At 71.5% G+C, this 11,050-nt stretch carries 11 protein-coding genes; 5 read left to right on the forward strand and 6 right to left on the reverse strand.

Annotation, left to right across the window (positions count from 1 at the left end):
• Positions 1–25: 25 nt before the first annotated feature.
• Positions 26–1,525 carry a PLP-dependent aminotransferase family protein gene (locus ACGFY9_RS42720; RefSeq protein ID WP_393763606.1) on the reverse strand — a complete coding sequence of 500 codons (1,500 nt, stop codon included), beginning with the start codon at positions 1,523–1,525 and terminating at the stop codon, positions 26–28.
• A gap of 64 nt (positions 1,526–1,589) precedes the next feature.
• Here ACGFY9_RS42720 and ACGFY9_RS42725 point away from each other — a divergent pair, with 64 nt between their 5' ends.
• The 4 genes from ACGFY9_RS42725 to ACGFY9_RS42740 all read left to right on the forward strand — a co-directional run bounded on the left by ACGFY9_RS42725 (position 1,590) and on the right by ACGFY9_RS42740 (position 5,063).
• The gene (locus ACGFY9_RS42725) at positions 1,590–2,279 is read left to right on the forward strand and encodes a YitT family protein (protein WP_393763608.1); all 690 of its coding nucleotides are present in this window, start codon (positions 1,590–1,592) and stop codon (positions 2,277–2,279) included.
• Entirely contained in the window at positions 2,276–3,043 is a 768-nt protein-coding gene (locus tag ACGFY9_RS42730; protein ID WP_393763610.1) for a glycerophosphodiester phosphodiesterase, read from the forward strand. Before ACGFY9_RS42725 ends, ACGFY9_RS42730 begins: the two co-directional genes overlap by 4 nt.
• A gap of 40 nt (positions 3,044–3,083) precedes the next feature.
• On the forward strand, positions 3,084–4,433 hold the full coding sequence (locus tag ACGFY9_RS42735; RefSeq protein WP_393763612.1) for an MFS transporter: 1,350 nt from the start codon (positions 3,084–3,086) through the stop codon (positions 4,431–4,433).
• A 255-nt stretch (positions 4,434–4,688) separates the two neighbouring features.
• A complete protein-coding gene (locus tag ACGFY9_RS42740; RefSeq protein ID WP_003977404.1) occupies positions 4,689–5,063 on the forward strand; it encodes an RNA polymerase-binding protein RbpA in 375 nt (124 codons plus the stop codon).
• Positions 5,064–5,168: 105 nt separating this feature from the next.
• Here ACGFY9_RS42740 and fxsA read toward each other — a convergent pair whose 3' ends face one another.
• From fxsA to ACGFY9_RS42760, 4 genes are all read right to left on the reverse strand, one after another.
• Positions 5,169–5,726: an FxsA family membrane protein gene (fxsA, locus tag ACGFY9_RS42745; RefSeq protein WP_393763614.1), complete on the reverse strand. Its 558-nt coding sequence runs from the start codon at positions 5,724–5,726 to the stop codon at positions 5,169–5,171.
• Between the two features lie 72 nt (positions 5,727–5,798).
• Positions 5,799–6,611: a polyprenol monophosphomannose synthase gene (locus ACGFY9_RS42750; RefSeq protein WP_393763616.1), complete on the reverse strand. Its 813-nt coding sequence runs from the start codon at positions 6,609–6,611 to the stop codon at positions 5,799–5,801.
• A gap of 532 nt (positions 6,612–7,143) precedes the next feature.
• Positions 7,144–8,745 (reverse strand): amidohydrolase, encoded by a 1,602-nt coding sequence (locus ACGFY9_RS42755; RefSeq protein WP_393763618.1) that lies wholly within the window; start codon positions 8,743–8,745, stop codon positions 7,144–7,146.
• A gap of 47 nt (positions 8,746–8,792) precedes the next feature.
• Positions 8,793–9,233, reverse strand: a complete 441-nt coding sequence (locus ACGFY9_RS42760) for an Lrp/AsnC family transcriptional regulator (RefSeq protein WP_026150833.1) — start codon at positions 9,231–9,233, stop codon at positions 8,793–8,795.
• Positions 9,234–9,501: 268 nt separating this feature from the next.
• On the opposite strand from ACGFY9_RS42760, the gene ACGFY9_RS42765 reads away from it, so the two are divergent.
• Positions 9,502–9,936 (forward strand): hypothetical protein, encoded by a 435-nt coding sequence (locus ACGFY9_RS42765; RefSeq protein ID WP_393763620.1) that lies wholly within the window; start codon positions 9,502–9,504, stop codon positions 9,934–9,936.
• A gap of 10 nt (positions 9,937–9,946) precedes the next feature.
• Here ACGFY9_RS42765 and ACGFY9_RS42770 read toward each other — a convergent pair whose 3' ends face one another.
• Entirely contained in the window at positions 9,947–11,041 is a 1,095-nt protein-coding gene (locus ACGFY9_RS42770; protein ID WP_393763622.1) for a phosphotransferase family protein, read from the reverse strand.
• Positions 11,042–11,050: the final 9 nt, after the last annotated feature.

Consider the following 11,050-nt stretch of genomic DNA (forward strand, 5'->3'; position numbering starts at 1 on the left):
CGAAACCGGGCACCTGGAGACTCGTCTACGCCACGAACGTACGGGGCGAATCGCCGCCCCCGGTGACGCCGTTCTCCACCAGCCGGGCCGCCGCGGCCAGCCGTACCGCCGCCTCCTCTGCCACCGCGCCGCCCACGGTGAACGGCAGTCGCACATACCCCTCGAAGGCGCCGTCGACGCCGAAGCGCGGCCCGGACGGGACCCGCAGGCCCACCCGCTCCCCCATCTCGGCGAGCCGTGAGCCCGACAGTCCGCCGGTGCGCACCCACAGCGTGAGCCCGCCCTTGGGCACCTCGAACTCCCAGTCGGGCAGTTGCCGCCGCAGCGCCCCGACCAGCGCATCCCGGTTCTCGCGGGCCTGGGCGCGCCGGATCTCCACGGCTTCTTCCCAACCGCCGGTGCTGAACAGCCAGTTGACGGCGAGCTGCTCCAGCACGGGGGTGCCGAGGTCGGCGTAGGCGCGGGCGGCGACCAGGCTGCGGATGACGTCGGGGGCCGCGCGGACCCAGCCGATGCGCATGCCTGCCCAGAAGGCCTTGCTGGCGGAGCCGACGGTGATCACCGTCGAGCCCGCCGGGTCGAAGCCGCAGACGGGGCGCGGCATCTCGACGTCGTCGTCCAGCCACAGCTCGGTCATCGTCTCGTCGGCGACGAGCACGGTACCGGCCGAGCGGGCCGCGTCGACGAGTTGGCGCCGCTGGTCGTCGCCGGCGAGGGCGCCGGTCGGGTTGTGGAAGTCGGCGACGACGTACGCGAGCCGGGGTGCGGAGTCGCGCAGCACTTGGCGCCAGCGGTCCATGTCCCAGCCGGAGAGCCCGTCGGCCATCGCCACGGGCACCAGCCGGGCGCCCGCCTCCCGCATCAGCTGAAGGATGTTGGCGTACGAGGGCGACTCGACGGCGACCCGCTCGCCGCGCCCCGCGAAGAGATGGCAGATGGCGTCGATGGCACCCATCGCGCCGGTCGTCACCATGATCTGCTCGGGCATCGTCGGGATCCCGCGCAGGGTGTACCGCTCGGCGATCATCGCGCGCAGCGCGGGCAGCCCGGCCGGATAGTCGCCGTGCGTGTGGGCGTACGGCGGCAGCTCCTCCAGGGCGCCCTGCACGGCCCGCGTGAGCCACGGCTCGGGCGCGGGCAGCGAGGCGCAGCCGAGGTCGATCACCGAACCGAGGGCCTCCGGGGGCAACGGCTCCAACCCGCGCGCGGGGAGCGGGTTTCCGGCCGGTACGGCGGTCCAGCTGCCGGCCCCGCGCCGGGACTCCAGGAACCCCTCGGTGCGCAGCGCCTCGTAAGCGGCGGCGACCGTGGTGCGGCTGACGGACAGCGCGAGCGCCAACTCCCGCTCGGCGGGCAGTCGGGCGGCCACCGGGACGCGCCCCTCCAGCACGAGCAGGCGGATGCCGTCCGCGAGCGCGCGGTAGGCGGGCGGGCGGCGGGTGCCGGGTCCGGCGGGCCGGTCCTGCTGGGAGTTGAGCAGCCGGGCGAGCTGCGCGGCGCCCATCGCCGAGGTCCACTGCGCCATGGAAACCAGTCCACCTTCCCTGAATTGGCCATGGATGGCATTCGTTCTCAAGCCACAGAGTGCCATGTGTCAGGCCACTACCACCACCAAGGAGCCCCCTTTGTCCACGCAGAGCCGCCTCGGACGACGGTTGGTCCAGCTGTACGTCGGACTCGCCCTCTACGGCGCCAGTTCGGCGCTCCTGGTGGTGTCGGGCCTGGGCCTGGAGCCCTGGAACGTGCTGCACCAGGGCCTCGCCGAACTCACCGGCCTGACGATCGGCGTCGTCTCGATCATCGTGGGCGCGGCGGTGCTGCTCCTGTGGATCCCGCTGCGCCAGCGCCCGGGCCTCGGCACGGTCTCCAACGTGTTCGTGGTCGGCCTGGCCATGGACGGCACCCTCGCGCTGGTGCCCGACGCGCACGGTCTGGCCGTACGGATTCCGCTGCTGCTGGCGGGCATCCTGCTCAACGGGGCCGCCACCGGGCTCTACATCTCCGCGAACTTCGGGCCGGGACCCCGCGACGGGCTGATGACCGGGCTGCACCGGCTCACGGGCCGGTCGATCCGGCTGATGCGGACGGTGATCGAGGTCGCGGTCGTGGCCGCCGGCTTCGCGCTCGGCGGCACCGTCGGCATCGGCACCCTGCTGTACGCCGTGGCGATCGGGCCGCTGGCCCAGCTGTTCCTGCGCGTGTTCGCCGTCCCGTCGGCATCCGGCGGCAGCACGGTCGTAGCCACCGGGTCACCGGAACGGGCGATACTGCCCCGGTGACCACGCTCATACGTCATCCGTACCTCGATCACCCCGGCCCCATCCCCTTCGCCCACCGGGGCGGGGCGGCGGACGGCCTGGAGAACACCGTGTTCCAGTTCCGCCGCGCGGTGGAGCTGGGCTACCGGTACATCGAGACCGACGTCCACGCCACGGCGGACGGGAAGCTCGTCGCCTTCCACGACGAGACCCTGGACCGGGTGACCGACGGCGCCGGGCGGATCGCGGACCTGTTCTGGTCGGACGTGAGCCACGCGCGCGTGGCGGGCAAGGAACCGGTGCCCCTCTTCGAGGAGTTGCTGGAGACCTTCCCCGAGGTGCGCTGGAACGTCGACATCAAGGCGGAGCCGGCACTCCGTCCTCTCCTGGACCTGCTGGAGCGCACCGACTCCTGGAACCGCGTCCTCGTCGGCTCCTTCTCCGAGAAGCGCGTGGTCCGCGCCCAGCACCTGGGCGGGCCGCGCCTGGCCACGTCGTTCGGCACGCGCGGGGTGCTGAATCTGCGGCTGCGGTCCTGGGGCGCGCCTCTCCCGGTGCGCCGCTCGGCGGTCGCAGCCCAGGTGCCCGAGGAGCAGTCGGGCGTCCCCGTGGTCGACCGCCGCTTCGTGAGCGCCGCCCACGCGCGCGGGGTGCAGGTCCACGTGTGGACCATCAACGAGGCCGATCGCATGCACCGGCTCCTGGACCTGGGCGTCGATGGCATCATGACCGATCACATCGACACACTGCGCGAGGTCATGGTGGAGCGGGGCGTCTGGGCCTGAGCCCCCGGGGCGACGCGTTCACGGGGAAGCGAGGGCACGGGTGGGTACCGACACCCTGCGGTCACGGCCGGCCGACGAGGCCGACGAGCGGCGGCGCGAGCAGCGCGGCTGGTACTTCTACGACTGGGCCTGCTCCGTCTACTCGACGAGCGTGCTCACCGTGTTCCTGGGCCCCTACTTGACCACGGTCGCGAAGTCGGCGGCGGACCCGGACGGGTTCGTGCATCCCCTGGGGATACCGATTCGGGCGGGTTCCTTCTTCGCCTACACCGTCTCCGCGTCCGTCATCGTGTCGATCCTGGTGATGCCCCTGGCGGGCGCGGCGGCCGACCGCACGGGCCGCAAGAAGCCCCTCCTGGCGCTCGCCGCCTATGTGGGCGCGACCGCCACCACGGGCCTGTTCTTCCTGGACGGCGACCGCTATCTCCTCGGCGGCTTCCTGCTGATCGTGGCCAACTCCTCCGTGGCCGTCTCGATGGTCGTGTACAACTCCTACCTTCCGCAGATCGCCCCTCCGGAGGACCGCGACGCGGTCTCCTCCCGCGGCTGGGCCTTCGGCTACGCGGCGGGTTCCCTGGTCCTCGTCCTGAACCTGATCCTTTTCACCGCCCACGACTCGTTCGGCCTCTCCGAGTCGATGGCCGTGCGCATCTGTCTCGCCTCGGCCGGGATCTGGTGGGGCGCCTTCACCCTCGTACCGCTGAAACGGCTGCGCGACCGCGGCCGTACGACGTCCGAGGCGCCGACGGCTCAGGGCTGGCGGCAGCTCGCGGCGACCGTCCGGGACATGCGCGGCAAACCGCTCACGCTGTCCTTCCTCTTCGCCTATCTGATCTACAACGACGGCATCCAGACGGTGATCTCCCAGGCATCCGTGTACGGCTCCGAGGAGCTGGGCCTGAGCCAGTCCACGCTCATCACGGCCGTCCTGATGGTCCAGGTGCTCGCGGTGGCGGGCGCGCTCGGCATGGGGCGACTCGCCCGGACGTACGGGGCCAAGCGGACGATTCTCGGCTCGCTGATCGCGTGGACGGTGACGCTGGCCGCCGGGTATTTCCTGCCCGCCGGCGCGCCCGTCTGGTTCTTCGTGCTGGCCGCCGGGATCGGCCTCGTCCTGGGCGGCAGCCAGGCGCTGTCCCGGTCCCTGTTCTCCCATCTCGTGCCGCCCGGGAAAGAGGCCGAGTACTTCTCGGCGTACGAGATGAGCGATCGGGGCATGAGCTGGCTGGGCCCGCTTCTCTTCGGGCTGACCTACCAGCTGACCGGAAGTTATCGGGACGCGATCATCTCCCTGGTGGTCTTCTTCGTGGTGGGATTCGTGCTGCTCGCACGGGTTCCGGTGGCGCGGGCGATCGGCGACGCGGGGAATCCTCTTCCCGAGAGGATTTAGCACTGGAGGCGAAAGGGCGGTAGTGTACGCGTTTGGCCTGCCTGGCGTACCGTTACTGCGCGTCAAAGATGACGAATCGCTAGGTGACATCTGCTAGTAGATGTGACAAACCGGGCGCTGGTGGGTACAACAAGGGGCGGCTACGACGGCGACGCATGACCCCGTACGGGAATCTTTACCGCCGACCGGACGTTGACCGGATGACGACGACAGCGACACCTGTCCTGTGGGCGACAAGCCCGGGAGGCACGATTCATGAGTGAGCGAGCTCTTCGCGGCACGCGCCTCGTGGTGACCAGCTACGAGACGGACCGCGGTATCGACCTGGCACCACGCCAGGCCGTGGAGTACGCATGCGAGAAGGGACATCGCTTTGAGATGCCCTTCTCGGTCGAGGCGGAGATTCCGCCGGAGTGGGAGTGCAAGGTCTGCGGGGCCCAGGCACTCCTGGTCGACGGCGACGGCCCTGAGGAAAAGAAGGCCAAGCCCGCGCGTACCCACTGGGACATGCTGATGGAGCGGCGCACCCGCGAGGAGCTCGAAGAGGTCCTTGAGGAGCGTCTTGCCGTTCTCCGTTCCGGCGCGATGAATATCGCGGTTCACCCGAGGGACAGCCGCAAGTCGGCCTAGTCCTGAAGGTGCGGAGCGGTTCTACCGCACAAGGCACAAAGCAAGTAAGCGCGGGCGCCGTACGAATCTGTACGGCGCCCGCGCTTTTGCCTGTCCGCGACCTGGTCAGCGGGTGAGCGGCGGACGTGGGCCCTGCGGGGCGTCGCCTGCGGGCTCGTCCCGGATGACCTCGCCCTGGACGACCTTGCCGTCCGGGCGGTGCATACGGGCCTGCTGGAAGGCGTCTCCCAGGGTGCCGGGGGCGGCCTTGCCGAGCTTCCGCTCGACCACGCGCTCCGTGTAGCGCGCCAGGGCCTTCTGGACCGGCGGGATCAGCAGGAGCAGGCCCAGGGCGTCCGAGATCAGACCGGGGATCATCAGCAGCAGGCCGCCGAGCATCATCAGGCCGCTGCCACCGCCGCTGGCCGGGGCGGTGCCCTGCTGCACGGCCTGGCTCAGGTTCTGGAAGGCCCGCCGGCCCGCCCGCTTGATCACCACGGCACCGAGCACGAACCCGGCGAGCAGCAGCAGGAAGACCGTCAGCCCGCTCGACGCGCCCGCGACCACCGTCAGCAGCCAGATCTCCAGCACCAGCCACACGGCGATGCCCAACGGCAGGAACGTACGCAGCCGGGAACGCGGAGGCCGGGCGGCGGAGGAAGGGGTCGGTGCGCCAGTCGTCATACGTCCAGTGTGCCTGGGCCCGGCTCAGGGCGGGATAAGCGGACGATCAACGAGGCCTGTGAAGTCGTAGGGCTACGGCTGTGACGGCTTTCTCCCGGGGTTGCCGCGGCCGCGGAGTTTGCCGACGCGCTCGCCCACGCCCCACGTCGTGACCCGCCACAGGGCCTCGACGAGGATGTCGCGGCTCATCTTGGAGTCGCCGAGTTCGCGCTCCACGAAGGTGATGGGGACCTCGACGACGTGGTAGCCGGCCTTGACGGCGCGGCGGGCCAGGTCGACCTGGAAGCAGTAGCCCTGGGAGGCCACGTCGTCCAGGCCGAGGCCTTCGAGGGTCTCGCGGCGGAAGGCGCGGTAGCCGCCGGTGATGTCGCGCAGCGGCAGGTCGAGGGCCACGCGCGAGTAGAGGCTGCCGCCGCGGGAGATGAACTCGCGGGACTTCGGCCAGTTCACCACCCGGCCGCCGGGCACCCAGCGGGAGCCGAGCACCAGGTCCGCGCCCTTGAGCGCGGTGAGCAGCCGGGGCAGCTCCTCGGGCTGGTGGGAGCCGTCGGCGTCCATCTCGATGAGGACGCCGTAGCCGTTGTCCATGCCCCAGTGGAAGCCCGCCAGGTAGGCGGCGCCGAGGCCTTCCTTGCCCTTGCGGTGCAGCACCTGGACCTGTTCGTCCTCGGCCGCCAGCTCGTCGGCCAGCTTGCCCGTGCCGTCGGGGCTGTTGTCGTCGGCCACGAGGACATGAGCCTCGGGGACCGACTGCCGCACCCGACGGACGATGGACTTGATGTTCTCCGCCTCGTTGTAGGTCGGGATGATCACCAAGGCCGTGCCGAGCGGGCCGAACTTCCGCCCCTGGGCCTGTGCCGCGAGGGCTCCGTCGCCGTCGTTCACTGCTGCCCCTTCATGTCCGTACGCAGGCGTCCACCATAGTGGCCGCGGCCTGCGATGACGTGCCACGTCGTTCGTACGGTGGTGTCGATTCGACAAGAACGGGGTAAGACTGCCCCTTTTGGCACCCGTGTACTACGGATGGGGGCCCGGCGCCCTTCGGGCCGACCTGGGACCCGCCGGCTGCGGGTCGACCAAGGCCGTTGTCTACTGGACGTCCGGGCCCCACCCGGGTCACACCAGCCGACCGGCCGGAACGTTCCCTCGTCGTGGCGCGGGCGCTGAGCCTGGCTCCCAGTGACGGTGCCCGGTGCGGCACACCGACCCTGACCCAGCGGCGCTTCGGCGATTGCTCGGAGGTTCCCCGGTCGGGCGTCCGGTGGTGGACTCGGACGAACCTACCGGCCCCCTGCGGCCGCCTGTCAACAGCCGTTTGACCTGGCCTTTCTCCCTCAACCGGCTGGTCAGGGCAGAGGACGCGCAGGTCGCGCGACGGGGCGGCGGCCGCGGATCGGGGGCGCGCCACCCCGGGAGATCACTCGCCCGGCCGTACGAACACCGTCCGTCCGCCCACGACGGTGCGCAGACAGACGGGAAGCTCCCCGCCCGGCGTCAGGTCGGGCAGTCCGGGTGTGCCGGAGCGCGGGTCGGTCGACCAGCGCGCGACCCGGTCGTCGGGCGCCTGCACCACCAGGGCGTCGGTCCGCCAGACGGCGTAGTCGGCGGGCGCGCCCGGGACCAGAACACCCGCGTCGTCCCGTCCTACGGCCCGCCAGCCGCCCCGCGTATGCGCGGTGAACGCGGCCCGCACCGAGACCCGGTGTTCAGCCGTCCGGTGGAACGCGGCGGCCCGGACCGTCCCCCACGGGTCGACCGGCGTGACCGGGCTGTCGGAGCCGAAGGCGAGGGGCACACCGGCCCGCAGCAGGGCCGCGAAGGGGTTCAGGGCACGCGCCCGCTCCACGCCCAGCCGCTGGGCGTACATGCCCTCCTCGCCGCCCCACAGCGCGTCGAAGGCGGGCTGCACGGAAGCGGTCAGGCCCAGCTCGGCGAAGGCCGCGATGGTCTCCGGGGTGAGCATCTCGGCGTGCTCGATCCGGTGACGGGCGGCGCGGACGCGGCCCAGGCCGACCTTCTCCGCGGCTGCCCGGAAGCCGTCGACCACCGCGGTCACGGCGGCGTCCCCGATGGCGTGGAAGCCCGCCTGGAGGCCCGCCTCGGTGCAGGCGACGACATGCGCGGCGACGGCGTCCGCGTCGAGGTACGCGATCCCGGCATGCCCGGCGTCGGTGTACGGCTCGTGCAGGCAGGCGGTGTGCGACCCGAGAGCACCGTCGACGAAAAGATCCCCCGCCGCTCCTACGGCGCCCAGCTCCCGCGCCTTCGCCACGTCCTGCTCGGCCCAGTAGCCGACGACACGCGGCCCCGGCTCCTCTGCGGCGAGCCGCAGCAGGCCCGTGAAGTCGTCCTCGGAGGAGATCTCGGGTCCGGCGCACTCGTGGACCGAACCGACGCCCAGGGAGGCGGCGTGGGCCAGGGCGGTGCGCTGGGCCTCGATGCGCTGCTCCGGCGTGATGGCGGCGAGCGCGGTGGCACGTACGGCGTGGTGGGCGTCGGCGGTGAGGGGGCCGTCGAGCGCGGCGAGGCCGGGGACGAGGTCGAGCAGGGCTGTGGTGACGACCGCGGAGTGGACGTCGATGCGGGAGAGGTAGAGCGGACGTCCGCCGGTCGCCGTGTCGAGTTCGGCGCGGGTCGGCGGGCGGCCCCCCGGCCAGCGGGCGGCGTCCCAGCCGTGGCCGAGCAGGACGCGGTCGGCCGGGCGGGCGGCGGCGAAGCCCCGGACGAGGGACAGGGCCGCCTCCAGGGAGGGCGCTTCGGACAGGTCGAGGCCGGTGAGCGCGAGGCCGGTGGCCGTGGTGTGGACGTGTGCGTCGGTGAACGCCGGGGTGACCAGCGCGCCGTCCAGGTCGACCACCTCGTCGACGCCGTCCGCGAAGGCGTCGGCGGCGCCCTCGGAGCCGACCCAGGCGACCTGGCCGCGCTCCACGACCATCGCGGTCGCGAAGGGGTCGGCGGGACTGTGGACTTCGCCGCGGCGGAGCAGGACGGTCGACGGCTCGGGGGTGCGCTCACTCATGGGGAACAGTCTCGCGCCTCACCGGCACCGCCCCGCACGCAGGTCCGTCAGATGCGGGGCGGGCGGGCCTCGTACGGCGTCGAGAGCACCACCGTGGTCCGGGTCGAAACGCCTGCCAGGCCGCGCAGCCGGGCCAGCAGCTCCTCCAGTTCGTGCGGGGTGGAGACCCGCACCTTGAGGATGTAGTTCTCGTCGCCCGCGACGCTGTGGCAGGCCTCGATCTCGGGGACGTCGGAGAGGCGGTCCGCGATGTCGTCGGGGGCGCTGGGGTCGAACGGTTTCACCGAGATGAAGGCGGTCATGGGCAGACCCACCGCCTCCGGGTCGACGACCGCGGCGTACCCGCGGATGACGCCCCGCTGCTCCAGCCGGCGCACCCGTTGGTGCACGGCCGACGTGGACAGGCCCGTGGCCTTGCCCAGGTCTGTGTAGCTCATCCGCCCGTCCTTGACGAGCAGCTGCACGATTTGTCGGTCCAGCTCCTCCATGACGCAAGAACCTACAGTGCGTCTGATCTCCTCCGATACCTCAGCGGCGCCGGTCATACCCGGTTCGTGATGTGGCGGAGAGCGACCCGTGTGGCGGCCGGGGACAAAACCGCCGCCTCGGGCATCTGCGGGCGGCATGTGACGAACGCCACAGGCCCGGGACGGTCTCCGTGATGGTCTCGTGATTACCGCGGAGACGGGACGGGAAGTGCTTGCTGTGGTCGAGGCCGCAGCGCCTTCACGGCCCAGCCCAGTAGGGGGAGAACCCATGCAGAGTCTTAAGCGCCCTGGACGCACCGCGCCCAAGCGGCCCCAGCTCGTCGTCGAGCCCGAGCCGGAGGGCGTCGAATCCGAGGATTTCGACGCCGAGGAGCTCGACGCGTACGACACCTTCGAGATGTACCGGGTGATCTGCCCGGACTGCGTGCAGCCCATCGCGCTCCTCGCCGACGAGGAGGTCCTGCCGGAGCACGCGCTGTGCGCCTCGCCGTGGAACCCGTTCGGGCTGACGGTCTGCGCCGGTACGGGCCGCGAGGCGGGCGACGCCCGGTCCGCCGACGAGACCGCGGAACCCCAGGAGCAGGACACCGCGCTGTTGTTGACGCTCCCTCAGGGCCTCGACTGGCGGACGCAGCCCTTCTCGCACGTCGGCGGCCCCAGTTCGCGCCCGATGCGGGTGCCCGTCATGCGCCCCGCCGCCTGAGCGCACTCACTCAACCCCAGTAGCTGCCCTGCACCATGGCCCGCAGGCTGCCGTGGTGCAGGATCAGTGTGTCCGGGTCCGCCGGGACGGCCACCTCGCCGAAGTGCACCTGCCGGTAGGCGATACGGAGCATCACGATCGCGTGCCGCAGGGCCGCGTACAGGGTGTAGAAGTCCATGTCGCGCGGGGTGTGACCGGTGAGTTCGGCATACCGCGCCTCGACCCGGTCCCGGCGGAAGAACTCCGGCAGGCCCGGCTGGCCGAAGGCGACCGTGAGGTCCTGGAAGAAACGGTGCAGATAGACGGTCCAGCCGAGGTCCACCTCGCGCGGGGCCGGGGCCGCCATCTCCCAGTCGAGGACCGCGACGGGATCGAACCCGTCGTAGACGACGTTCCCGATGCGCGCGTCGCCCCAGTTGAGGACCGGTTCGCCGGGGGCCGCCGGCCAGAGTTCCGTGAGCCGGTCGAAGGCGCTCTCGATGAGCGGTGAGCGGGCGAGTCCGTCAACCACCCATTCGTAGTAGGCGCGTTGGGATGCGACGTGGCGGTGGAGGGCGTCACCGTCGCCCGGGAGCGTGAGGAACCCGGCCTCGGTCAAAGGGACTTGGTCATGCAGGCGGGCGATGAGTCCGACCGAGGCGGCCTCAAGGTGTGCGCGTTCCGCGTCGGTCGCCGCGTGCAGCCAATTGCCCTCGTACGTATAGGGCATGACGTCCGGCGGCACGCGTCCCTCGGCGCGCTCCATGACGAAGAACGGCGCGCCGAGCGGCCCGGGATCCTCCTCAAGCCAGCACACCTTCGGTACCGGAAGGTCCGTACGGTCGGCGACCAGGCGCATCGTGCGGAACTGGCGCGGCAGGTCGTAGACCGGGAAGACGGTGTACGCCGCCGGATCGGCCGCGAGTCTCAACGCGCAGGCGTGGAACGGTGGTTCGGGGTGCTCGATGTCGAAAAGCAGGGTCTCGCTGGACATGCCGTTCGACGCGGGCACCCTGATGCCGACGGCCTTGGCACCGGGCAGGCGGGCGTCGAGCCAGGCGGTGAGCCGCTGGGCGAGTTCCTCGGGGTCGCGGGTGGTGGTGCGCGGGCGGGGTGCCGTCGCCATGTCTCAACT

The sequence above is a fragment of the Streptomyces sp. NPDC048504 genome, assembly GCF_043200035.1.
Classification (GTDB): Bacteria; Actinomycetota; Actinomycetes; order Streptomycetales; family Streptomycetaceae; genus Streptomyces.

Bases quoted from the DNA above. Each gene is read 5' to 3' on its own strand.
- ACGFY9_RS42720 (WP_393763606.1), bottom strand. From the start codon at position 1,525: ATGGCGCAGTGGACCTCGGCGATGGGCGCCGCGCAGCTCGCCCGGCTG.
- ACGFY9_RS42725 (WP_393763608.1), top strand. From the start codon at position 1,590: ATGTGTCAGGCCACTACCACCACCAAGGAGCCCCCTTTGTCCACGCAG.
- ACGFY9_RS42740 (WP_003977404.1), top strand. From the start codon at position 4,689: ATGAGTGAGCGAGCTCTTCGCGGCACGCGCCTCGTGGTGACCAGCTAC.
- fxsA (WP_393763614.1), bottom strand. From the start codon at position 5,726: ATGACGACTGGCGCACCGACCCCTTCCTCCGCCGCCCGGCCTCCGCGT.
- ACGFY9_RS42755 (WP_393763618.1), bottom strand. From the start codon at position 8,745: ATGAGTGAGCGCACCCCCGAGCCGTCGACCGTCCTGCTCCGCCGCGGC.
- ACGFY9_RS42760 (WP_026150833.1), bottom strand. From the start codon at position 9,233: ATGGAGGAGCTGGACCGACAAATCGTGCAGCTGCTCGTCAAGGACGGG.
- ACGFY9_RS42765 (WP_393763620.1), top strand. From the start codon at position 9,502: ATGCAGAGTCTTAAGCGCCCTGGACGCACCGCGCCCAAGCGGCCCCAG.
- ACGFY9_RS42770 (WP_393763622.1), bottom strand. From the start codon at position 11,041: ATGGCGACGGCACCCCGCCCGCGCACCACCACCCGCGACCCCGAGGAA.